Origin of the sequence: Aestuariicoccus sp. MJ-SS9 (genome assembly GCF_032586235.1) — a bacterium.
GTDB lineage: Bacteria > Pseudomonadota > Alphaproteobacteria > Rhodobacterales > Rhodobacteraceae > Aestuariicoccus.
Genome location: NZ_JAWHTD010000020.1, coordinates 24,765 through 48,126, shown reverse-complemented (window position 1 = coordinate 48,126; position 23,362 = coordinate 24,765). Strand labels below are relative to the sequence as shown.

At 65.8% G+C, this 23,362-nt stretch carries 23 protein-coding genes; 10 read left to right on the top strand and 13 right to left on the bottom strand.

Features of this window, described 5'->3' with window-relative positions:
• Positions 1-2 precede the first annotated feature (2 nt).
• The 9 genes from RXV88_RS14020 to RXV88_RS13980 form a co-directional block, all read right to left on the bottom strand.
• Entirely contained in the window at positions 3-1,001 is a 999-nt protein-coding gene (locus RXV88_RS14020; protein WP_316293889.1) for a CheB methylesterase domain-containing protein, read from the bottom strand.
• A 40-nt stretch (positions 1,002-1,041) separates the two neighbouring features.
• On the bottom strand, positions 1,042-1,395 hold the full coding sequence (locus RXV88_RS14015; RefSeq protein ID WP_316293887.1) for a chemotaxis protein: 354 nt from the start codon (positions 1,393-1,395) through the stop codon (positions 1,042-1,044).
• On the bottom strand, positions 1,395-1,781 hold the full coding sequence (locus tag RXV88_RS14010) for a response regulator (RefSeq protein WP_316293885.1): 387 nt from the start codon (positions 1,779-1,781) through the stop codon (positions 1,395-1,397). Before RXV88_RS14010 ends, RXV88_RS14015 begins: the two co-directional genes overlap by 1 nt.
• 18 nt (positions 1,782-1,799) lie before the next feature.
• The gene (locus RXV88_RS14005) at positions 1,800-2,666 is read right to left on the bottom strand and encodes a protein-glutamate O-methyltransferase (RefSeq protein ID WP_316293884.1); all 867 of its coding nucleotides are present in this window, start codon (positions 2,664-2,666) and stop codon (positions 1,800-1,802) included.
• The gene (locus tag RXV88_RS14000) at positions 2,663-3,130 is read right to left on the bottom strand and encodes a chemotaxis protein CheW (RefSeq protein WP_316293882.1); all 468 of its coding nucleotides are present in this window, start codon (positions 3,128-3,130) and stop codon (positions 2,663-2,665) included. Before RXV88_RS14000 ends, RXV88_RS14005 begins: the two co-directional genes overlap by 4 nt.
• Positions 3,123-5,246 (bottom strand): chemotaxis protein CheA, encoded by a 2,124-nt coding sequence (locus RXV88_RS13995; RefSeq protein ID WP_316293880.1) that lies wholly within the window; start codon positions 5,244-5,246, stop codon positions 3,123-3,125. The genes RXV88_RS14000 and RXV88_RS13995 overlap by 8 nt, the downstream gene beginning before the upstream one ends.
• Before the next feature lies 1 nt (position 5,247).
• Positions 5,248-5,622, bottom strand: a complete 375-nt coding sequence (locus tag RXV88_RS13990; RefSeq protein WP_316293878.1) for a response regulator — start codon at positions 5,620-5,622, stop codon at positions 5,248-5,250.
• On the bottom strand, positions 5,619-5,906 hold the full coding sequence (locus RXV88_RS13985; RefSeq protein WP_316293875.1) for an STAS domain-containing protein: 288 nt from the start codon (positions 5,904-5,906) through the stop codon (positions 5,619-5,621). The genes RXV88_RS13990 and RXV88_RS13985 overlap by 4 nt, the downstream gene beginning before the upstream one ends.
• A gap of 133 nt (positions 5,907-6,039) precedes the next feature.
• A complete protein-coding gene (locus RXV88_RS13980) occupies positions 6,040-7,446 on the bottom strand; it encodes a short-chain fatty acyl-CoA regulator family protein (RefSeq protein WP_316293873.1) in 1,407 nt (468 codons plus the stop codon).
• Positions 7,447-7,611: 165 nt separating this feature from the next.
• Here RXV88_RS13980 and RXV88_RS13975 point away from each other — a divergent pair, with 165 nt between their 5' ends.
• From RXV88_RS13975 to xylB, 6 genes are all read left to right on the top strand, one after another.
• Positions 7,612-8,601, top strand: coding sequence for a tripartite tricarboxylate transporter substrate binding protein (locus RXV88_RS13975; RefSeq protein ID WP_316293871.1), 990 nt, complete (start codon positions 7,612-7,614; stop codon positions 8,599-8,601).
• A 92-nt stretch (positions 8,602-8,693) separates the two neighbouring features.
• Entirely contained in the window at positions 8,694-9,185 is a 492-nt protein-coding gene (locus RXV88_RS13970; RefSeq protein ID WP_316293869.1) for a tripartite tricarboxylate transporter TctB family protein, read from the top strand.
• Between the two features lie 10 nt (positions 9,186-9,195).
• Positions 9,196-10,713: a tripartite tricarboxylate transporter permease gene (locus RXV88_RS13965; RefSeq protein WP_316293867.1), complete on the top strand. Its 1,518-nt coding sequence runs from the start codon at positions 9,196-9,198 to the stop codon at positions 10,711-10,713.
• A 33-nt stretch (positions 10,714-10,746) separates the two neighbouring features.
• Complete coding sequence (locus RXV88_RS13960) at positions 10,747-12,270, top strand: acyl--CoA ligase (protein ID WP_316293865.1); 1,524 nt, start codon at positions 10,747-10,749, stop codon at positions 12,268-12,270.
• 117 nt (positions 12,271-12,387) lie between these two features.
• The gene (locus tag RXV88_RS13955; protein WP_316293863.1) at positions 12,388-13,374 is read left to right on the top strand and encodes a 2-dehydropantoate 2-reductase; all 987 of its coding nucleotides are present in this window, start codon (positions 12,388-12,390) and stop codon (positions 13,372-13,374) included.
• 39 nt (positions 13,375-13,413) lie between these two features.
• Positions 13,414-14,862, top strand: a complete 1,449-nt coding sequence (gene xylB, locus RXV88_RS13950; RefSeq protein WP_316293861.1) for a xylulokinase — start codon at positions 13,414-13,416, stop codon at positions 14,860-14,862.
• Positions 14,863-14,946: 84 nt separating this feature from the next.
• Here xylB and RXV88_RS13945 read toward each other — a convergent pair whose 3' ends face one another.
• The 3 genes from RXV88_RS13945 to RXV88_RS13935 form a co-directional block, all read right to left on the bottom strand.
• Positions 14,947-15,720, bottom strand: coding sequence for an ATP-binding cassette domain-containing protein (locus tag RXV88_RS13945; RefSeq protein WP_316293859.1), 774 nt, complete (start codon positions 15,718-15,720; stop codon positions 14,947-14,949).
• 100 nt (positions 15,721-15,820) lie between these two features.
• A complete protein-coding gene (locus tag RXV88_RS13940) occupies positions 15,821-16,894 on the bottom strand; it encodes an ABC transporter permease (protein WP_316293857.1) in 1,074 nt (357 codons plus the stop codon).
• A gap of 122 nt (positions 16,895-17,016) precedes the next feature.
• On the bottom strand, positions 17,017-18,036 hold the full coding sequence (locus tag RXV88_RS13935; protein ID WP_316293855.1) for a sugar ABC transporter substrate-binding protein: 1,020 nt from the start codon (positions 18,034-18,036) through the stop codon (positions 17,017-17,019).
• Positions 18,037-18,201: 165 nt separating this feature from the next.
• Here RXV88_RS13935 and RXV88_RS13930 point away from each other — a divergent pair, with 165 nt between their 5' ends.
• Together RXV88_RS13930 and RXV88_RS13925 are read left to right on the top strand one after the other, a co-directional pair.
• A complete protein-coding gene (locus RXV88_RS13930; RefSeq protein WP_316293853.1) occupies positions 18,202-19,392 on the top strand; it encodes an ROK family transcriptional regulator in 1,191 nt (396 codons plus the stop codon).
• 86 nt (positions 19,393-19,478) lie between these two features.
• Positions 19,479-20,165, top strand: a complete 687-nt coding sequence (locus tag RXV88_RS13925; protein ID WP_316293851.1) for a D-lyxose/D-mannose family sugar isomerase — start codon at positions 19,479-19,481, stop codon at positions 20,163-20,165.
• 45 nt (positions 20,166-20,210) lie between these two features.
• On the opposite strand, the gene RXV88_RS13920 is transcribed toward RXV88_RS13925, so the two are convergent.
• Positions 20,211-20,777 (bottom strand): hemerythrin domain-containing protein, encoded by a 567-nt coding sequence (locus RXV88_RS13920; RefSeq protein ID WP_316293849.1) that lies wholly within the window; start codon positions 20,775-20,777, stop codon positions 20,211-20,213.
• A gap of 160 nt (positions 20,778-20,937) precedes the next feature.
• Between RXV88_RS13920 and RXV88_RS13915 the strand changes: the two genes are divergently transcribed.
• On the top strand, positions 20,938-22,029 hold the full coding sequence (locus tag RXV88_RS13915) for a carboxynorspermidine decarboxylase (RefSeq protein WP_316293848.1): 1,092 nt from the start codon (positions 20,938-20,940) through the stop codon (positions 22,027-22,029).
• 47 nt (positions 22,030-22,076) lie between these two features.
• Complete coding sequence (locus RXV88_RS13910; protein WP_316293846.1) at positions 22,077-23,312, top strand: saccharopine dehydrogenase family protein; 1,236 nt, start codon at positions 22,077-22,079, stop codon at positions 23,310-23,312.
• Positions 23,313-23,362: the final 50 nt, after the last annotated feature.

The window sequence follows — 23,362 nt, the reverse complement described above, 5'->3', positions numbered from 1 at the left end:
ATTCATCCCCTTTCCAGGGATTTGCGCGATTTGCACGCGGCAAGGATGGCCTGGCCCATGTCCGGCAGCGCCACGCTTTGCTGCACGCCGCCCAGTTCCACGGCCGCGCGCGGCATTCCATAAACGGTCGAGGTCGCCTCGTCCTGCGCCAGGGTCCGGGCGCCTGCGTCGAAGAGCTGCCGCATGCCCGCGGCCCCGTCGCGCCCCATGCCGGTCAACTGCACCGCGATGCAGCGCCGCGCCACCGGCACCGCCGAGCGAAACAGCATGTCGATCGACGGCATATGGCCGCTGACCGGCGCGCCGGGCACCAGCCGCAGGCGTTTGCCGTCGCCGTCGGCCAGTTGTATATGCGCCTTGCACCCCGCCGCCAGCGCCACCGTGCCGGTCTCTATGGGCTGGCCGTCGGCGGCCAGACGCACGCGCGCCGGGCATTGCCGGTCCAGCAGCCCGGCAAGGCTCGGCCCGAAGCCCGCGCCGGTGTGCTGCACGATCAGGACCGGCGGGCAGTTCGGCGGGAAATGCCGCAGGACGGTCATCAGCGCGTCGATGCCGCCGGTCGATGCGCCGATCAGGATCAGGCTGTCGTCGAATGCTGCCGTGGCGGGCCGTTTCGGCGCGGCGGGCTGCCCGCGTCGTTCGGACCGCGCGACCGCCAGTATCGTCTCTGCCAGCCGGTCGGGCGCCGCCGCGCCGTCAATCTCGAAAAGGCCGCTTTTCGCGGTCTGGGCCTGCGCCGTCGAAGGCGCGTCGCGGATCACCAGCCAGCGCACGTCGAACGTGGCGAAGAGCGCGCGCATCACCTCGAATTCCGGCTTTGCGGCAAGCGCGTTTCCGATCACCACCACGTCGGGGGCGAATTCCTCGACATAGGCATAGGTGGCGGCCAGATCGCGGGTGCGGCAGACCACGCGCAGCCCCGGCACGCCGGACAGGCCGCGGGAAAACCGGTCGTTGATCGCGGCGTCCTGCAAGGCCAGAACGACGGAAACACGGGTCATGTCAGGTCCCTCTTCGTTGCATGGATGCGCACGGCCGACTTCACAGCAGCTCAAAGCCGTGATGGCCGCCTTCCGCCTCCTCCCCGCCCAGCCGATTGGCCAGATCCCGCAGCGGCAGGGCGTTCAAAAGCGGCCCGATATCGACCGGGGTCTCGTCCCCGATCCGGGACGCCAGGCTTTGCGCATAGCCGGCAAGCGCCTCGGCGGATTGCACCAGCACGTCGATTTCCTGCAGATGCTTCAACGCATCCGACCGGGTGACGCCGTCGTCCGTGCAAAGCGCCTCGATCCCGTCTTCCAACCGCAAGAGCCGTTGCGACAGGCGGGCGATCTCCTCGCCCAAAAGCGCGATGGCCTCGCGCGGCGCCAACCGGAGTGAGGACGGGGCCGCCATCACAACCGGCCCACCACGCTTTCTATGCATTGCTTCATCGCGGCGGAGGTAAAGGGCTTCTTGATCATGTTGTTCAACCCCAGCCGCTTGGCGTCCGCCACGATCTGCGGCGTCGGCTTGCCGGTGACCAGAATGAACCCCATGCGCTGGGTGGCCTTGTTCTGCCGCACCGCCTGCAGCAACCCCAGCCCGTCCATGCCGGGCATGTTGTAATCCGACAGCACCAGATGCACGGGCCGCGACGCCAATTGCGTGAACGCGCTGCGGCCGTCGTTTTCGGTGAGGTAATTCTTGATGCCGATCTCGTCGAGCGCCTGCGTGATCAGCCCGCGGCTCGTGGCCATGTCATCGACCACCATCACGCGGAGCGATTCCTTCAATCCCATTCTGGTCTCCTCAACTGCTCATTTTGGGTTTGTTCGTTTTGCGTAGGCGGTGATCCCGATGGTTTCGAGCGCCGCAGTTGCCGGGCCCGTGACGCGTTCGGAATGGCCGATGAAAAGCAGCCCGCCCTCGCGCAGCAGCCCGACGAACCTTTCCCAGAGCCGTGCCTGCGTCGGCTTGTCGAAATAGATCGCCACGTTGCGGCAAAAGATGGCGTCGAACGGGCCCTTGAACGGCCAGTCCGTCATCAGGTTCAGCTCGGCAATCTTGACCATGTCGCGCACCGATGGCGCCATCTGGTTAGGTTTGCGCGGGTCCCCGGATCCGGTCACGTATCGGTCACGCAAGGCCTGTGGAATGGTGGCCACCGACTCGTCGCTGTAGCGCCCGGCCTGCGCCATCGACACGACCGCCGGGTCGATGTCGGTGGCCAGAATGCGCACATCGCGCCGGGCGGCGCCGGGCAGGTGTTCCAGCAGGGTCATGGCCAGCGAATAGGGCTCTTCGCCGGACGAGCAGCCCGCCGACCAAAGACGCACGCGCTGCCCCGCCTCCAGCTGGCGCGCCATGACCGGCAGGCCGCGGCCCTGCAAAAGTTCGAAGTAATGGTTCTCACGAAAGAAACTGGTGACATTGGTTGTCAGCGCGCTGACGAAGGCGGTTTCCTCCTCGGTTTCTCCGTCGCGTTTGATCAGCTCGAGATAGGCCGAGAAATCGGCAAGCCCGCGGGCCCGAAGCCGCCGTGCGAGGCGCGAATAGACCAGAGGCTTCTTGGTCTCGGCAAGGTTGAGCCCGTAGCGGCGGTGCGCCAGATCCGCGATCTGGCGAAAATGCGCCTCGGTGAAGTCGTACTCGCCGAGCGCGTCGTCCGCGGCTTTGGCGATCATGCGGCGCCCGCCGCTTCGGGGCTGACCACATTGGCCAGGTTCACCACGCGGATCATCGCCTCGTCGACCGATATGACGCCGAGGATGCTGTCGCGGGCGAATTCGGATTTCACATCGGGCGTTTCCTGGATCGCATCCTTCTGCACCGACAGGATTTCAGACACCGATTCGACCAGCAGCCCGATCGTGTTGCCCTCGGTCGCGGCGACGATCACCACGTTGCGCTCGTTGTCCCAGGTCTTGCCCAGACCGAAGCGCGCCGACAGATCGAAGATCGGAATCACGGCGCCGCGCAGGTTCATCACCCCCAGCACGTCCTCGGGCGTGTGCGGCAGCAGCGTGACCGGAGTCCAGCGCCGGATCTCGCGGATTTGGGTGATCTCGAGGCAAAAGCTCTGCCCGCCGGCGGAAAAGGTGATGAATTCGAAGGGGGCTTCGACGGACGATTCTGTGGCGTCAAGCATGACGGATCTCCATTCGCTGGGCTGGCAGGGGGGCGGGGGCGACCGCGTCGGCGGGCAGCCGGACAAGCTCGTCCGGATCGAGGATCAGCGCGATCTTGCCGTCCCCCAGGATCGTCGCGGCCGACACGCCCTCGATCGTGCCGTAATTGTTTTCCAGGCTCTTGATGACCACCTGGCGCTGGTCGTGGATGGCGTCGACGCGCAGCGCGGTCAGGCCACTGGCCTCGGTGTGGACCAGCAGCAGCACGCCGTTGCCGCGCTTTGTTTCCGCGCCCGCGAGGCCGAGGTTCCGCGCCACATCGACAATGGGCACATAGCTGCCGCGCACCGATAGCACCGCGCCATCGGCGCCGATCCGGTGCAGATCGCGCGATGACGGGCGCACCGTTTCGAGGATCGAGGCGATCGGTATGACCATGGTCTGGCTGCCGACCGATATCACGAACCCGTCCATCACCGCGAGCGTCAGCGGCAGAATGATCGTGAAGGTCGTGCCTTCGCCCGGAACGGAGGCGATCGAAATCCGCCCGCCCAGGGCGTTCACCGCGTTCTTGACCACATCCATGCCGACCCCGCGGCCCGACAGGTTCGACACGGTGCCGGCGGTGGAAAAGCCGGGCAGGAACAGAAGGTTGTCGATCTCGGCATCGGTCAGTTCGCTGTCCGGCGGGATCAGGTTCTTGCGGGTGGCGGTTTCGAGGATTTTCTCGCGGTTGAGCCCGGCACCGTCGTCGGCCACTTCGATGAAGACGCTGCCCGAGCGGTGCGAGGCGGAAAGGCGGATCGTGCCGGTTTTGCCTTTTCCCGCGGCCTCGCGGCCCTCGGGGGTTTCCAGGCCGTGGTCGACGGCATTGCGGATCATGTGGGTCAGCGGGTCGGCCAGCCGTTCGATCACGGTCTTGTCGACCTCGGTGGAATCGCCCGAGGTTTCCAGCCGCGCGGTCTTGCCGGTCACCTCCGAGGCCTCGCGCACGATGCGGGACATGCGCTGGAAGAGCGGCTTGACCGGCTGCGCGCGGATCGCCATCACGCCTTCCTGGATGTCGCGGGCCAGCAGTTTGTAGGCCTCGAGCTCGTTGGTCAGATGCGCGACAGTGGGCAGGTCCAGCTCTTCGATGCGCTGCGAGATCATGGCCTGGTTGATGATCAGCTCGCCCACGGTGTTGATCAGCCGGTCGACACGGTCGAGATCGACGCGAAGCGTCGGTTTCGGACCCCTGCTGTCCCGCTCGGCCTTGGCCGGCGCCGGGGCGCCGTCGGTTTGCGGGGCGGGCGCGGGATCGGGGGTGGCGTCGCGATCAGGCCCGGCAGGGGCCTCGACGTTTCCCTCCGGCTCGGGCGTGTCGGGCAGGGGGATGTCGGGCACGGGCGCGTCCTCGCGGATCGTGATGTGCAGCGCGCACAGGCCCTCGACGAATTCGAAGACCTCGTGCAGCACGGTTTCGGGTTCTGCCGTGGTCAGTTCGAGGTCCCATGCCAGCGGTCCGTCGGCGGGGTCATAGCAATCGAGGTCCGGCAGATCGCCCGGATCGGCGCGCACGGTCAGGTCGCCGAGTTCGGCCAGCGCGTCGAACAGCAAAAGCGGCTCGTGGCCATTGTCGTAGAGCCCCCGGCGGGGCTCGAACCGGATCCGATAGGTCGTCGGGCCGGTGTCCAGCGGCCCGAGATCGATGGCGGCGGGGGTGTCGAAATCCAGCGTGACGGCGTCGAAGGAGAACGTGTCTTCCAGATCCTCGGCGCCAAGATAGCCTTCGAGCTCTTTGGTGAGCGCCTCTGTCTGGGCGGCGTTGGCTTCGCGTTCGTCGCGCGCGGCCTCGACCTGATCGGCCAGCGTATCGCCGGAGCGGTGGAAAAGGCGCATCAGGTCGGCATCGACCGTCAGCTCGCGAGAGCGGACCTTGTCCAGCACCGTCTCGAACGTGTGGGCAAAGCCCACGAGGTCGTCCAGCGCGAAGGCCCCGGCGCCGCCCTTGATCGAATGCACGGCGCGGAACACCGCGTTGACCACTTCGGGATCGTTGTCGGTCTCTTCCATGCCGGAGAGACCTTCGACCAACGCCTCGAGAAGCTCTTCGCATTCCTCGAAAAACGTGTCGCGGATCGCTTTGCCCGACATGTCAGGACACATGCCCGGTGAGGCGGCGCAGCACCGACACAAGCGATGCATCGTCGAACGGTTTTACGATCCATCCCGTGGCCCCCGCGTCGCGGGCGCGGGTCTTCAACTCGGCCGAGCTTTCGGTGGTCAGCACGATGATCGGCACACTGGTCTGGTGCGGGCCGCTGCGCAGCGTGTCGATCACCCCGTAGCCGTCCATGTTCGGCATGTTGATATCGGTGATCACAACGTCCGGATCGACCTCGGCGAAGCGTTCGACGCCTTCGACGCCGTCGCAGGCCGCGTGAAATTCGAATCCGGCGCTTTCCAGCGACGCCCGAAGCAAGTTTCGAATCGTGCGGGAATCGTCAATGGCGAGAACCTTTGTTGTCATCGGGGCGCATCCTTGTCGAAGTGATCGGGGGCCAGGCCGAGGCGTTCCAGGCCGGCGCGAAAGGCATCGGCCATGTCGGAAAGAACGAAGCCCCGGCCATCGGCCAACCATTGCCGTTCGGCCACGAGAAGAGTTTGCAGGCGCTGCGCGTCCAGGCGCGTCACCTCTCGGACCGAGAGGTGCACGTCGCTGCCGCGCGCCGCGTTCAGAAAGGCCAGAAGCGGGTCTTCCCCGCTGCGGGCGCGGGCCGGGGCAAGGGCATATGTGCGTGGCTGTGATGTCATGATCTGCGCAGGCGGCCTCCGGTCGGGGGCCCGGGCGCCGGATAGCCGCGGGCGATGCGGCAGGGATACGCACGCCGGATTAACAAACCGTTCCCCGAATTCACCTTCTCGCCCCCGGGGGCGAGGGACGGTCTCAGCTCTCGTAGCGAGTGCTGCCGCGGCGGTGGGCGTCGATGGGCAGGTTCATGTGCAAGGGCTGATGCGCGCGCTGCGAACAGGCCTGCCGCGGGCAGAGCTGGCAGTTGATGCCGATCGGGCTGAAGAGGTTGGGGTCGTCCATGTTGAACCGCTGGGCATAGCCGATTCGCTCGGCATGGACGCGCTCGCAGCCGATGGCGACGACCAGTCGGCGGTCCTGGGTCTGGCGGCTGAAGACCGGCCGGTCGGTGGTGCGCGAGACTGTGAAGAATTGGCCGCCCTCGGGCAGTTCGACGAATTGCGGCACGATCACCCCGGGCACGCGGAACGCGCCGTGGATGTCCCAGATCGGGCAGGAGCCGCCCTCTTCGGCGAGGGTGAAGGCGGTGGCGTTGAACCGCTTGGTGACGTTGCCAGCGCGGTCCACGCGCAGAAAGAAGAACGGCACCCCGCGCGCGCCGTCGCGCTGCAACGTGGTCAGCCGGTGGCAGACCTGCTCGAAGCTGACGCCGAAGGCCGCAGCCAGCCGGTCGATGTCGTAAAGCGTCGCCTCGGCCAATTCGAGAAAGGCGTCGTAGGGCATCAGCATCGCGCCGGCGAAATAATTGTTCAGCTCGACCCGTAGCCGCTCGCGCCCGGCATTGGTGTCGATGCCGCTGCCGTCGACCAGGCCGTCAACGATCTGTGTCGCCTCGACCATGCCCAGCACATGCGCCAGCTGAAAGATCCGGTTGGTGTGGTCCAACGCCTCGGACAGATGGACGATTTGCTCGTCCTCGTCGAAGACGCGCAGGCTGTCGGGCATGTCGGTGATTCGCCGCAGGCCGGTCTGGATCCCGTGCTCGACCCTCAGCTGACGTTTGAGCAGGGTGTACATGTCGTCGGCGCTGCCGCCCACCCGGTCGCGCAGCGCGGTGGCTGCGGTTTCCAGCGCGTCGAAATGGTTGCCCCGGTCGCGGAAATAATCGTGGATCGCGGTTTCGGGCGATATCAGCAGCAGATCGCGCGCCGATCCCTCGCCGCCGATCTTCTTGACCTGATCCATCAGCGCGCGGTGATTCTGGTAAAGCTGAAGGAACCGCTCGGCCACGCCTGGCGCGTGATCAAGCGCGCCGCGCAGTTCCGCCAGATCGGGGGCCGGGCCGGAAAACACCGGATCGCGCACAGCGGCGCGCAGATCGGCGAGGCGGTTTGTCTCCTGGTCCTGCACCAGCGTCTTGAGGTCGACGCCGTAACTCTCGGTCAAGGAGAGCAGAACCTGTACCGACAGGCTTCTTTGGTTGTTTTCCAGCAGGTTGACATAAGCCGGGCTGATGCCCAGACGCTTGGCCATTTCCGCCTGGGTGTGGTTGTTCAGGCGGCGCAGTTGCCGCAATTGGGGGCCGACGAAGGTCTTTCTCATGGTTACAAGTTTACAAATAAATAAAATGTTAAGGCAATACTTAACATTTAAACCACATTTTTCGTGAAATAAAATTTCGTCTGCCCCATATCCACCGCAGGACTTGCGAGGGTTTGCGTAAAATCCGCGTCGAAGAGGTAGGTCCGTGGTATTGGAGGACTTCACATGACAAACATTTTCACCCGCCGTGTTGCACTGGGCCTGGCAGCATCCGCCGCGATGATGGCCGGCAGCGTGACCAGCGCCCTGGCCGAGGGCTGGGCGCCGCAGAAACCGGTCGAGATGGTCATCATGGCCGGGCAGGGCGGTGGCGCGGACCGGCTGGCGCGGCTGTTCCAGTCGATCATCCAGAAGGAAAACCTGTCGCGTATGCCGATCCTGCCGGTGAACAAGGGCGGCGGGTCGGGCGCCGAGGCGCTGCGCTACCTCAAGGATAATGAGGGTGACGCCCACATCATCATGGCGACGCTCAACAGCTATTACACCACGCCGCTGCGCACCGACATCGGCGTCGACATCGAGGAATACACGCCCATCGCCCGCATGGCTCTCGACACCTTCGTGCTCTGGGTCAGCGCCGACAGCGACATCTACACGCTCGACGATTACGTCGAGGCGGTGAAGGCCGCCGGCGGCGAGTGGAAGATGGGCGGCACCGGCACCGGCGCCGAGGACAGCCTGGTGACCGCGATGCTGGAAAAGGAATTCGGCATCAAGCACACCTACGTTCCCTTCAAGGGTGGCGGCACCGTGGCCAAGAACCTGGTGGGCGGTCATATCGACAGCACCGTCAACAATCCGTCCGAGCAGATGGGCTTTTACCAGGCGGGCAAGTCGCGCCCCATCGCGGCCTTCACGCCCGAGCGGATCGAGGCCTTCCCGGATGTGCCAACCGCGCGTGAGCTTGGCCACGATCTGGTCTACTGGATGCAGCGGTCCTTCGTGGCGCCCAAGGACATGCCGGCCGAGGCCGTGGCCTACTACACCGAGATGTTCGAAAAGCTGAGCATGTCCGAAGAATGGCAGACCTACACCAGGGAAAAGGCGCTGATGGCCGACTTCCTGACCGGTGACGCGCTGCAGGCCTATTTCCTGGAAGAGCGCGCCAAGCACGACGCCATCCTCAAGGACATGGCCGCCGACGGCTCCTCGTGATCCCCGGATGACCAAGGCACTCGCCGGGCCGCTTGCGTGGCCCGGCGATTTGGATGTCGGGGTGGCATCCATGAACGACAGAGGGAGCAACGATGTTACTAGCTGACCGCGTGATCGCGGCGGCGCTGATGGCGCTGTCGGTTTATTTCATGGTCCATGCCACGGCCCTGCCGATCGGATGGAACGGCGCTACGGGTGGCCCGGGCGGCGGCGCGTTTCCCTTCTGGCTGTCGCTGATCATGCTGCTGGCGGCGGGGGGCATCCTGATCCGGTCCTTCGTCTCTCCCGGCCGCAGCCCGGACAGCTTTTTCGACATGTCGATGCTGCGCTCGGTGCTGGCGGTGGTCGTGGCGCTGGTGGCGACCATCGCGCTGATCCCCGTGGTCGGGGCCTATATCGCGATACCGCTCTTTCTGTTTTGGTACCTGCGGCTTTACGGCGGTCACGGCTGGGTCCTGACCCTGTCGATCACGCTGGCGACACCGGTCTTTCTGTTCTTCTTCTTCGAAGTGACCCTGCGCATCCTGCTGCCCAAGGGCATCACCGAGCCGCTGTTCTTCCCGCTTTACGCAATGCTCTTCTGAGGAGCCCGCCATGGAGATGCTGACGCTACTGGCCGACGGTTTCGCAACCTCGCTGTCCCCGGTGAATCTGATGATCGTGATCCTCGGGGTCACGGCTGGGCTCTTCATCGGTGCAATGCCGGGGCTCGGGTCGGTCAACGGCGTGGCCATCGTGCTGCCGCTGACCTTCATCGTGCCGCCCTCGTCGGCGATCATCCTGCTGGCGGCGATCTATTACGGCGCGATGTACGGCGGCGCGGTGAGCTCGGTGCTGCTGGGCATTCCGGGCGCCTCGACCGCGGTGGCGACCACCTTCGACGGGCGGCCCATGGCGCAGCAGGGCAAGGCGGGGCTGGCGCTGATCGCCGCCGCGACCGCGTCTTTCGTGGGCGGCACGATCTCGGTCGTTCTTTTCACCATCTTTGCGGCACCTCTGGCGGATCTGGCGCTGGCCTTTGGCCCGGCCGAGGAATTCGCGCTGGTGCTGATGGCCTTCACAACCTTCGTGGGGCTGGGTGGCGACGACAAGCTCAAGACCGTGATCATGATCTGCCTCGGGCTGGTGCTGTCGACCGTTGGGCTCGACCTCATCTCGGGCCAGCCGCGGCTGATCTTCGGCGATCTGCCTGGCTTTTATTCCGGCATTTCCTTTCTGGTGCTGGCCATCGGCGTCTACGGCATCGGCGAGGTGCTCTACACGATCGAGACCTCCAAGACCGCGCCGCAGGTCACCTCGGCCAAGATCACCTTTGGCGAGCTGGGCGCGGGCCTGCGCCAGATCAACAAGCTTTGGAAAACAATGAGCCTCGGCTCGTTCCTGGGCTTTTTCGTGGGCATGCTGCCCGCCGCCGGCGCGACGCCCGCGTCGCTGATGGCCTACGGCATCGCGCGCCAGACCTCGAAAGAGCCGGACACCTTCGGCAAAGGCAATATCGAGGGCGTCGTCGCGCCCGAAACCGCCAACAACGCCGCCTCTACCGGCTCGCTCCTGCCGATGCTGACGCTGGGCATTCCCGGCTCGCCCACCACCGCGCTGCTGCTGGGCGGCATGGTGATGTGGGGGCTGGTGCCGGGGCCGATGCTGTTCATCGAACAGCCGGATTTCGTCTGGGGGCTGATCTCGTCGCTCTACACCGCGAATTTCGCCGCCGTGGCGATCAACATCGCGCTGATCCCGCTGTTTGTCTGGGCGCTGCGGATGCCGTTCACCGTGCTCTGCGCCATCGTCATGGTGCTCTGCATCGTCGGCGGTTTTGCGCCCAGCCAGAAAATGCACGACGTCTGGCTGATCGCGGGCTTCGGCGTGGCGGGCTATCTGCTGCGCAAGGCCGACTATCCGCTGGCCCCGCTGGTGCTGGCGCTGGTGCTGGGCCCGCTGATGGAAAAGAGCTTTCGCCAGACGCTGATTGCCGAGCAGGGCAACGTCCTGGCCTTTATCGAACGCCCGCTTTCGGGCACTTTCATCGCGATTGCTGTGCTTTTCTTCGTGCTTCCGCTAATTAAGTATCTGCGAAAGTCCAAAGTCCGCAGCGTCGCACCTGCGGAGTGATCCCTATGCTTGCCAAAGAAGAAGGAAAATACCATGGGCACGACTCTGACACAGCTTCTCGAACCGCATGGGGCGGACAGCCCCGCGATTGGCGCACCGGGAAAAGCGTGGCTGAGCTATGGCGGGCTGCGTGCGCTGTCGGACAAGATCCGCGGCCAGCTGCGGGCGGCGGGCGTGGGCCCCAAAGACCGGGTGGCGATCGTGCTGCCCAACGGTCCGGATATGGCGACGGCCTTTATCACGATCGCGCAGGCGGCGACTACGGCACCGCTCAACCCGGCGTACCGAGAGGATGAATACGCCTTCTATCTCGAGGATCTGAAGGCCAAGGCCATCGTTCTGGCCGAGGGCGAGGACGGCCCGGCACTGGCCGCCGCGCAGAAAACCGGGATGACCGTGCTGCGGCTGACGCCCGATGCGGACATTGCCGGCGTGTTCGATCTGAAAGCCGAGGGCGACACCGTTGCGGCCGAGGAGGGCACGCCAGGGCCCGAGGAGGTGGCGCTGATCCTGCACACCTCGGGCACCACGTCGCGGCCCAAGATCGTGCCGCTGCTGCAGAGCAACGTCGCGGCCTCGGCGGTGCATATCGCGCAATCGCTGAACCTGACGGCCGAGGACCGCTGCATGAACGTCATGCCGCTCTTTCACATCCACGGCCTTTTGGCGGCGGTCAGCGCGACGCTGTCGTCGGGCGGGTCGATCTTCTGCACGCCGGGCTTCAACGCGCTCAACTTTTTCACGATGATGGCCGAGGCCAAACCGACCTGGTACACCGCCGTGCCGACCATGCACCAGGCGATCCTGTCCCGCGCGGGCCGAAACGCCGAGACCATCGCGGCCAACCCGCTGCGCTTCCTGCGGTCGTCTTCTGCCAGCCTGCCCGCGCAGGTGATGGAACAGCTGCGCGAGACCTTCGGCGCGCCGGTGATCGAGGCCTACGGCATGACCGAGGCCGCGCATCAGATGTGCTGCAACCCCATGGACCGCCAGAAACCCGGCTCGGTCGGCGTCGAGGCGGGGCCGATGGTGCGCATCGCCCACGAGATCGAGAACCGTCTGGTCGAGGGCACCGGCGAGGTCTGCATCTCGGGGCCAAACGTGACGCCGGGCTACGAGAGCAATCCCGAGGCCAACGAGAAGAATTTCTTCGAGGCCGAGGGGCACCGCTGGTTCCGCACCGGCGACCAGGGCGCCTTTGACGAGGACGGGTTCCTGCATCTGACAGGGCGGCTGAAGGAAATCATCAACCGCGGCGGCGAGAAGGTCTCGCCGCTCGAGGTGGATGGCGTCCTGATGGACCATCCCGCGATCGCGCAGGTGGTGACCTTCGCGCTGCCGCATCCCAAGCTGGGCGAAGAGGTCGCCGCGGCGGTGGTTCTGCGCGAAGGGCAGGAGGCCACCGAGCGCGACATCCGCGATTTCGCCGCCGCGCGCATGGCCGACTTCAAGGTGCCGCGCAAGGTGGTGATCCTCGACGAGATCCCGAAAGGCGCCACCGGCAAGATGCAGCGCATCGGGCTGGCTGAAAAGCTGGGGCTGGTCGAAGCGGCGTAATCCTTTTCCGCGGCAGGCGCCCGTGGTGGGTTGCGGGCGCCTCCGGCGGGAGTATTTTTGCCAAGAAGAAGCAGGGGACGCGCCTTTGACGGCAAGGGCGGCGCGAGGGGAGAGCTTATGAAGATCTGTGTGTTCGGGGCCGGCGCCATCGGCGGTTACATGGGGGTCAAGCTGGCGCAGGCGGGCGCGGATGTGAGCCTGGTGGCGCGCGGCCCGCATCTGGCGGCGATGCAGGCCAAGGGGCTGAAGCTGATCGAGGAAGGCGGCGAGGAGACGGTGGTCGACGTCACCGCCTCGGAGGATCCGGCGGCGCTGGGGGTGCAGGATTACGTGATCGTCACGCTCAAGGCGCATTCGGTGCCTGGCGTGGTCGACAAGATGCAGCCGCTGATCGGGCCCGAGACCACCATCGTGTCGGGGGTGAACGGCGTGCCGTGGTGGTATTTCCACAAGATCGGCGGCGATCTGGAGGGCACGCGGCTGGAAACGGTCGATCCCGGCAACAAGCAATGGGACGGCTTTGGCCCCGATCGCGTGCTGGGCTGCGTGGTCTATCCCGCCGCCGAGGTGATCGAGCCGGGTGTGATCAAGCATATCGAGGGCAACCGGTTTTCGCTGGGCGAGCCCGACGGCAGCAAATCCGACCGGGCCATGGCGCTGTCCAAGGCGCTGGCGGCGGCCGGGCTCAAGGCGCCGGTGCGCCCGCGGCTGCGCGACGAGATCTGGGTCAAGCTCTGGGGCAACCTGTCGTTCAACCCGATCTCGGCGCTGACCCATGCCACGCTCGACGTGCTTTGCACCGATCCCGGCACGCGGGCGGTGGCGCGGGGCATGATGCTCGAGGCGCAGGAGATCGCCGAGAAGCTGGGCGTCAAGTTCCCCATCGACGTGGAAAAGCGAATCGACGGCGGCGCGGCCGTTGGGGCGCACCGCACCTCGATGTGGCAGGACCTGGATCAGGGCCGTCCGATGGAGATCGACGCGCTTGTGGGCTCGGTGCAGGAGCTGGGACGTCTGACCGATACGCCCACGCCGACGATCGACACGGTTCTGGCGCTGGTCGCGTTGCGCGCGCGTATGGCGGGGCTTTACGGCACCGGCTAAGTGTGCTGTTTCTGCTCCCGGAAAACGGGGGCAGATGTCATGCAGATCGGTCTGGATATCGGAACATCGTCGGTCATCGCCGTGCTGGTTCGGGACGGCGCGATCCTCGCATCGGAAAGCGTGCCGCTCAACACCTCGTCGCCCGGCCCGTACCGGTCGGAACAGGATCCGGAAAGCTGGTGGCAGGCCTGCCGCGCGGCGCTGCGCGGCGTTGCGGCTGCGGCGCCGGAGGGGGCCGTGACCGCGCTGGGGCTGTCGGGGCAGATGCACGGGCTGGTGGCGCTGGGCGCGGGACACGAGGTGTTGCATCCGGCGATCCTCTGGAACGACGGGCGCGCTCATGCCGAAAGCGCGGCCCTTGCGCGCGCATTGCCCGAGATCGGCCAGATCGCCGGCGTGCCGCCGCTGCCCGGGCTGACCGCGCCCAAGGTGATGTGGCTGCGCAAGCACCGACCCGAGGTTTGGGGCGCGATCCGCCATGTGCTTTTGCCCAAGGATTACATCGGCTTGCGCCTGCATGGCGAAACCGTCACCGACCCGGCGGATGCGGCGGGGACGCTCTGGCTCGACCAGGCGGCGCGGCGCTGGTCCGAGGCGGTCTGCGCCGCCAGCGACACCGATCCCGCCTGGCTGCCGCCGATCCTGCACGGGCACGAGGTCGCCGGGCGGCTGCGCGCCGATGTGGCCGACGATCTGGGGCTGCCGGCGGGTATTCCCGTCGTGGCTGGCGCGGGCGATGCGGCCTCGGGTGCGGTGTCGGTCGGCGCGGTCGAGGAGGGGGCGGCGTTCCTGTCGATGGGCACCTCGGGGCAGCTTTTCGTGGCCGGTGACGCCTACCGGCCCAATCCGGCAGCGATGGTGCATGCCTTTGCCCACACGCTGCCCGACCGCTGGTTCCAGATGGCGGCGATGCTGAACGGCGCGCGCCCCATGGCGTGGTTCGCGAACGTGGCAAAGGCCGACATCCGGACCTTGCTGGAGGAGGCCGCCGGAGTGCAGCCCGACCGGGTGCCGCTCTTCCTGCCGTATCTGACCGGCGAGCGTAGCCCGCACGCCGATCCGCACATCCGCGGGGCCTTTTACGGGCTGGAGGACGCGACGACCCGCGCCGAGATGATGCGCGCGGTGGTCGAGGCGGTGGCGTTCAGCTTTGCCGATGCCTTCGCAAGCTTCGGGCCCCGCGACTATGGCACGGTGCTGGCCATCGGCGGCGGGGCGCAAAGCGATCTGGTGCTGCAGACCGTCGCAGATGCCACGGGGCAGCGGATCGGCCGGGCCGATGGCGCGCTGGCGGGTCCGGCGATGGGCACGGCGATGCTGGCGGCTGTGGGTCAAGGCGCGATGACGCGGGCGGACCTTGCCCGGCGTCCCGCGGCCCAAGCCGTATTTGAGCCCAACGACACCCCTGTGCTGCAAGAGCGGCTGGCGCGGTATCGCACGCTTTACGCGGCGCTCAAGCCGCTGGCTTCGGGCCGCACGGCGGAATAGCCCAACGGTCGATAGCCCTGATGCGCAAGCGCCAGCCCCGAGAGGCTGGCGCTTTTCGTTCTGAAGGCGCCGTTCCGGCGTCGGTCAGGCGGCGATCGCGTCGGGTTCTTTCGCGCCGGTCATCAGGGCCACCGCGTCCGACATGGTGCAATCGCCCGGATTGACCACGCAAAGCCGCTTGCCCAGACGATGGACGTGGATACGGTCGGCGACCTCGAACACATGCGGCATGTTGTGGCTGATCAGGATGATCGGAATGCCGCGCGACTTCACGTCCTGGATCAGCTCGAGCACCTTGCGGCTTTCCTTGACGCCGAGCGCCGCCGTCGGCTCGTCGAGGATGATGACCTTCGACCCGAAGGCGGCGGCGCGGGCCACCGCGACGCCCTGGCGCTGACCGCCCGAGAGCGTCTCGACCGCCTGGTTGATGTTCTGGATCGTCATCAGCCCCAGCTCGTTGAGCTTTTCGCGGGCGAAGGTCTCCATCTTCTTGTGGTCGAGCTGACGCAGAACCTGGCCCATGAACCCGGATTTGCGGATCTCGCGCCCCATGAACATGTTGTCCGCGATGCTGAGCGCGGGGGACATGGCGAGGGTCTGATAGACCGTCTCGATCCCGGCGTGGCGGGCATCGTTGGGCGAGCTGAAATTGATCTTCTGCCCTTCGAGCCAGACCTCTCCGTCATCGGGCTCCACCGCGCCCGAGAGCGCCTTGATCAGCGTCGATTTGCCCGCGCCGTTGTCGCCGATGACGGCCAGGATCTCGCCCGGCATCAGTTCGAAGTCGCAATGATCCAGCGCCACCACCTTGCCATAGCGTTTCACCAGATTGCGGGCCTTGAGAATGGGGTCGGTCATGACATCACCTTTCGGGTCGCTTGCGGCGTGGCCGCGGTTGCAGGGGGGCTCTCGGGGGCCGGGCCGCGCCGCCCCCCGGGAAAGGGTCCGAAGCCGCCGGTCATGCCGACACCTTGCGGATCCACTGGTCGACCGCGACCGCCACGATGATCAGCACACCGATCAGCAGGTAGGTCCATTGCGCATCCGCACCCATAAGCCGCAGCCCCAGCGTGAACACGCCCACGATCAGCGCGCCAAAGAGCGTGCCCAGGATCGAGCCCCGCCCGCCGAAGAGCGAGATGCCCCCGATCACCACGGCGGTGATGCTCTCGATATTGGCCAGCTGTCCAGAGGTCGGCGAAACCGAGCCGATCCGCCCGATCAAGGCCCAGCCGGCGAAGGCGCAGATAAGACCCGACAGCATGTAGACCGACATCAGCGTGCGGTGCACGTTGACACCCGACAGCGCTGCGGCCTCGGGGTCGTCGCCCACCGCATAGACATGCCGCCCCCAGGCGGTATGTTTCAGCGCGTAGGCCAGCACGGCGACCAGCACCAGCATGAAGATCACGCCGACGGTCAGCGTCGCGCTGCCGACCTTCACCTGGGTGCCGAAGAACTGCAAAAGCGGCGCCTGGGCCGTGATATCCTGGCTGCGGATGGTCTCGTTGCGCGAATAGAGGAAGTTGGCCGCCAGCACGATCTGCCACATGCCCAGCGTGACGATGAAGGGCGGCAGCTTGACCCGGCTGACCAGCCAGCCGCTGACCGCGCCCAGGGCGGTGCCCACCGCCAGGCCGCAGACCACGGCGACCGTGGGCGGCAGGCCGTAGCGGAAGGTGAACTGCCCCATCACCACCGAGGACATCACCATCAACGCCCCGACGCTGAGGTCGATGCCGGCGGTCAGGATCACCAGGCTTTGGGCCGCGGCGACGATGCCGACGATCTGCACCTGCTGCAGGATCAGCGTCAGCGCGAAGGGTGAAAAGAACTTGGAGCCGAGAAGAAGCCCGAAGACGATGATCGCCGCGACCAGAACGGTCAGCGGGACGAAGGACGGATTGACGTGCAGCACATGCTGGAGCTTGCCTGCAAACCCCCGGTCGCTGTGTTCGAATTCCGCCACGGTGCTCGGGCTTGACGACGCGGCGCTTTCATAATCGTCCGCCGATGCGGCTTGCTTGGACATGACCCTCTCCGTTTCGATAACGCGTCGGACGCGGCTCACGGCCCGTCCGACGCCGGGCGATGCGCAAGGGGCGCATCAGGAAATGAGGGGCGGCGGCGCCGCCCCTCGGGTGCCGGGCTCTATCAGCCCCAGCAGAGCTCCAGGCCCCGTTCGACCGAGATCGACTCGATCCCGTCGACCGGCTTGTCGGTCACAAGGCCGACGCCGGTGTCGAAGAAGTCCTTGCCTTCGGTCGGCGCGGGCTTGCTGCCGTCCTCGGCCCAGGTCTTGATCGCCTCGATGCCCAGCGACGCCATCAGCAGCGGGTACTGCTGCGAGGTCGCGCCGATCACGCCATCGGCCACGTTCTGCACGCCGGGGCAGCCGCCGTCGACCGACACGATCAGCACTTCGTCCTCGCGGCCGAGCGCCTTGAGCGCCTCGTAGGCGCCTGCGGCGGCGGGCTCGTTGATGGTGTAGACCACGTTGATGCCGGGATCGGTGGCCAGCAGGTTTTCCATGCCGGTGCGGCCGCCCTGTGCATCGCCGTTCGACACGTCGTGGCCGACGATGCGCGGATCGGTTTCGTCACCCCACTTGTTGGGATCGCCGAGCTCGACGCCAAAGCCTTCGAGGAAGCCCTGGTTGCGCAGCACGCCCACGGTGGGCTGCGACACGTTGATGTTGAGCAGGCCGATCTTGGCGTTCGCCGCCTCGTCGCCCATCTGCGCCTTGGCCCACTGACCGATCAGCAGCCCGGCCAGGTAATTGTCGGTGGCAAAGGTGGCGTCGGCGGCATCCGCCGGGCTCAGCGGCGTGTCCAGCGCGATGACCAGAAGGCCCGCATCCCGCGCCTGCTGCACCGACGAGGTGATCGACGATGTGTCGGACGCGGTCAGCAGGATGCCCTTGGCGCCGTCCAGAATGCAGGTTTCGATCGCCTGAACCTGGGTCTCATGGTCGCCGTCGAACTTGCCGGCAAAGGTCTTGAGCTCGATGCCCAGCTCTTCGGCCTTGGCGGTCGCACCTTCGCGCATCTTCACGAAGAAGGGGTTGGTGTCGGTCTTGGTGATCAGGCACGCGCTGACGCTGTGGCCGGCGGCAAAGGCCGATCCGGTCATGGCGCAAAGAGCAAGCGCCGATCCGGCGAGTAGTTTTTTCATGGTAGCCTCCCAATATGGCGTGGTTCGTTCCGAACCGATTTGTCCCGGCGGCCGAAAGACCGTAGGACTAGCGCTAACAAAACAAGATTCGCTCCGAGCGTCAATTAATAAGTCTAGTTGATTTATTAATGCGGTCATGGCGTAATCCTCGTAGGAGGATAGGTCATGGCGCAAGCCGGAGCGCGAAATCTGTACGCTGGCGCGAACCCGCACGGGGTGCGCAATCACAACGAACGTCTGATCCTGACGCTGATCCAGCGCCACGGCACGTTGCCGGCCAGCGACATTGCGAAACATGCGGGGCTGTCGCCGCAGACCGTGTCGGTGATCCTGCGCGGACTCGAGGCCGAAGGTTTCGTCATGCGCGGGGATCCGCAGCGCGGCAAGGTCGGCAAGCCGTCGATCCCGATCACTCTGAACCCCGGGGGCGCCTTTTCCGTCGGGCTCAAGATCGGGCGGCGCAATGCCGATCTGGTGCTGACCGACCTGAGGGGCGATCTGCGGCAGGCGCACCGGATCAGCTATGACTACCCGGTGCCGGCCGATATCCTCACCTTCCTGCGCACCGGGCTAGAGAGGTTCGACCGTCTGCTGGATGACGCCGCCGCGCGGATCGCCGGGATCGGCGTGGCCAAGCCCTACGATCTCTGGGCCTGGCACGAGGCCATCGCGGCACCTGCGGCGGACATGCTGGCCTGGAAGACGATCGACGTGGCCGAGGAAATCGCGCGGTTCACCGATCTGCCGGTCTTCATCGAGAACGACGCCACCGCCGCCTGCCGGTCCGAGCATATCTTCGGACGCGGGCGCGAATTCGGCGATTACGCTTATTTCTTCGTGGGCTCGTTCATCGGCGGCGGCGTGGTCATCAACGCTTCGGTCTTCGAGGGCACGCGCGGCAATGCCGGGGCGCTCGGGTCGCTGCCGGTCAGTACCGAGGACGGCCCGCGCCAGCTGATCGACGCGGCCTCGCTTTTGCTGCTGGAAAAACGCCTTGCCGCCGAGGGGATCGACACGCGCCGCATGTGGCACCAGCCGCTGGACTGGTCGGGCTTTGTGCCGCAGGTCGACGACTGGGTCGCGCGCACGGCCCGGCATTTGGCGCAGGCGGCGCTGACGGTCTGCGCGGTGGTGGATTTCGAGGCGGTGCTGATCGACGGCGCCTTCCCCGAAGACGTGCGCGCCGCGCTGGTGGCGCAGACCTTCGACAACATGACCCGGCTGGACACGCGCGGGCTGATTCCGCCGCGCATCGAGGCGGGCAGCGTCGGCCCCGCCGCGCGCGAGCTCGGGGCCGCAGCCACGCCGATCTTTTCGCGCTATATGCTCAACACCCATGTCGGGCTGATGAGCTGAACGGCGCGGGCCCGGTGTTGTGCCGATCCGCAGCGCCCCCTATGACTGCGCCCGAACGATCCGGCACAGACAGAGGAGGGGGCCGCATGAAACGATCCCGCATCAACGATATCATGGCCGCCGCCGATGACCTGATCCGGTCGCACGGCTTTGTCCTGCCGCCCTTCGCGCGCTGGAGCCCGGACGATTTCCGCGCCCGCCGCGCCGATGCCCGCCACGTGATCGACGCGCGCTGCGGCTGGGACATCACCGATTACGGCGCGGGCCGGTTCGACGAGCTGGGCCTTTTCCTCTTTACCCTGCGCAACGGCAGGCTGGCCGATCTGCAACGGGGCGGCGGCATGTGCTACGCTGAAAAGCTGCTGATCTCGCGGCAGGATCAGCTCTCGCCGATGCACACGCACGTCATCAAGGCCGAGGACATCATCAACCGCGGCGGCGCCACTCTGGTGATCGAGCTTTACGGGTCGGACGACGCGGGCCGTTTCGCCGAGGATCGCGGCGGCACCGTCTGGTGCGACGGCATCCGGCGCGACTATGCGCCCGGCGACAAGCTGCGGCTGGCCCCGGGCGAAAGCGTGACCCTGATGCCCGGCGACTGGCACGCCTTCTGGGGCGAGGGCGGCGATGTGCTGATCGGCGAGGTCTCGACTGTCAACGACGACGAGACCGACAATATCTTCCGCGAAAAGATCGGGCGGTTTTCGCAGATCGAAGAGGACGTCGCGCCCAACCATCTGCTGGTCAGCGACTACGCCACCTGGCTGGCATAACGCCCGGTGGCGGCGGCGCGGGCAGATGCCGCGCCGCCTTTTTCGTTACCCCCGCAGCCTGTGGTGCAGGATGATCGGCACCGCGAGGTCCTCTTCGTCGCCCAGGTGACGCTCGAGAAAGGCCTCGATCCTTTGCGCCTCGTCGTGCAGCGCACCGGCCTCGGCATGGGCCGCCGGTTCGTCCAGCTGTATCAGCTTGATCGTCCGGTTGGCCGCCCGCGTAAAGCGGTCGAGCACTTGGTCGAGCTCGGCATGGTCTGCCTCGAGGATCTCGAGCCCCCTGTCGAACCGCGGGTCGGCGGCCGAAAGCTCGGGGAAATAGCGGCGATCCTCCCAGGCGTGGTGGCCGTGCAGGTTGCCCACCAGCGCATTGCCGTAATGCGACAGCCGCGCGGCATAGTCCTCGGGCGCCTGGGTGCGGTCGAGATAGGCTTCGGTATCCTCGCGCACCAACGCGCCCAATTGCCGGAACATCCGGTGCGCCCCCAGCCAGCGCCGGGTGGCGTCTTTGAAATGCGGGTTCGCGTCCCAGCTGTCGCGGGGATATTCCTCGAGCAGCACGCGCATGGCGTCGGGCATCGGGGTGGTTCGGATGTCTGTAAACTGGGTCATGGCACTTTCCTTTCGCGCCTGAGATGGGCAGACCGGCCCCCGCATACATCTGCCGATCCGCGCACAGCGACGGTGCGCCAGCGGCGGCATCCCCTTGCGCCTTGCGCCATGATTTCCTATCACCCGCGCTTGTTTCCGCGCGACCGAAAGGCCCCGTTCCATGCAGACGCCCTATTACCTAATCGACAAATCCCGCCTGTTGCCGAACCTCGAAAAGATCGCCCATCTGCGCGAGGCTTCGGGCGCCAAGGCGCTGCTGGCGCTCAAATGTTTCGCCACCTGGTCGGTCTTCGACATGATGAGCGAATACATGGACGGCACCACCTCGAGCTCGCTTTTCGAGCTCAAGCTGGGGCGCGAGAAGTTTCCCGGCGAAACCCATGCCTATTCGGTCGCCTGGGCGCCGCACGAGATCGCCGAGGTGGTGGCGAGCTCGGACAAGATCATCTTCAACACCGCCGCGCAGCTGCAGCGCTTCGAGGACGAGACCGCCGGTCGGATCCGCGGGCTGCGGGTGAACCCCGGCGTCAGCACCTCGGAATTCGACCTGGCCGATCCGTCGCGGCCGTTCTCGCGGCTGGGCGAGCATGACCCGAAGGACATCGAACCTGTGATGGATCGCATCAGCGGCTTCATGTTCCACAACAATTGCGAAAACGCCGATTTCGACCGGTTCGACGCGATGCTGGGCCAGATCGAGGACCGTTTCGGTCATCTCATCCGCCGCATGGACTGGATCAGCCTCGGCGGCGGCATCCATTTCACCGGCGAGGGCTATCCGCTGGACCGGCTGGCCGAGCGGCTGAAACGCTTTGCCGGCGAGAACGGCGTGCAGGTCTATCTGGAACCGGGCGAGGCCGCGATCACCAAGTCCACCACGCTTGAGGTGACGGTGCTGGACACGCTCTTCAACGGCAAGAACCTGGCCATCGTCGACAGCTCGATCGAGGCGCATATGCTCGATCTGCTGATCTATCGCGAAAGCGCGCGGATGAAGGAAAGCGGCGATCAGGAGTGGATGATCTGCGGAAAATCCTGCCTGGCGGGCGATATTTTCGGCGAATTCCGGTTTCCGAAGGCGCTGCGCCCGGGCGACCGGCTGAGCATCGAGGACGCGGCCGGTTACACGATGGTCAAGAAGAACTGGTTCAACGGCGTCAAGATGCCCGCCATCGCGATCCGCGAGCTGGATGGAACCGAACGGCTGGTGCGGGACTTCGTCTATGACGATTTCGTCGCGGCCCTGTCGTAACGGGCTCAAGGCCGTTATCGTTGGGACAACAGAACAGGGAGAGTGACTTGAAACGCAACGTACTCATCATCGGCGCCGGCGGCGTCGCCCAGGTGGTCGCGCATAAATGCGCCCAGAACAACGACGTGCTCGGCGATCTGCACATCGCCAGCCGGACGAAGTCGAAATGCGAGGCGATCCTGGCGTCGGTGCACGAAAAGGGCGCGATGAAGCAGGACGGCGTGTTTCAGGCACATGCTGTGGACGCGATGGACAGCGCCGCGGTGGCCGCGCTGATCCGCGAGACCGGCGCGCAGATCGTGATCAACGTGGGCACGGCGTTTGTGAACATGACCGTGCTCGACGCCTGTATCGAAACGGGGGCCGCCTATATCGACACGGCGATCCACGAAGAGCCCGACAAGATCTGCGAAACCCCGCCGTGGTACGCCAATTACGAATGGAAAAAGCGCGACCTCTGCGCTGAAAAGGGCGTGACGGCGATCCTGGGCGCGGGCTTCGATCCGGGGGTGGTGAATGCCTATGCACGCTTTGCGGTCGATCATATGGACGAGGTGAATAGCATCGACATCGTCGACATCAACGCGGGCAGCCACGGCAAGTATTTCGCAACGAACTTCGACCCCGAGATCAATTTCCGCGAATTCACCGGAGTGGTCTATTATTGGGAGGACGGACAGTGGAAGGAAACCACGATGTTCGCCTCGGGCCACGAATGGGACCTGCCGGTGGTGGGCAAGCAGATGGCCTATCAATCGGGCCATGACGAGGTGCACTCGCTGGCGACGAACTATCCCCAGGCCGACGTGCGCTTCTGGATGGGCTTCGGCGCGCATTACATCAACGTCTTCACGGTGCTCAAGAACATCGGCCTTTTGTCCGAACAGCCCGTCACCACCGCCGAGGGGCAGGAGGTGATCCCGCTCAAGGTCGTCAAGGCCTGCCTGCCGGATCCGTCCAGCCTCGCGCCGAATTATACCGGCAAGACCTGCATCGGCGATCTGGTGAAGGGCACCAAGGACGGGCAAGAGGTCGAGATGTTCGTCTACAACGTCGCCGACCACAAGAAGGCCTATGAAGAGGTGGGCAGCCAGGGCATTTCCTACACCGCCGGTGTGCCGCCGGTGGCCGCGGCGATGCTGATCGCGAACGGCGATTGGGATGCGGGCACGATGAAGAACGTCGAGGAACTGGACCCCAAGCCGTTCTTCAGCCTTCTCGACCGCATGGGCCTGCCGACGCGGGTTCGCGATGCAGAGGGCGACAGGCCGTGGAATGCGTGACGCGCGGCGTGTCGGAATTTTTGTAAAATTCCGATCCGTTTTCTTCCCAA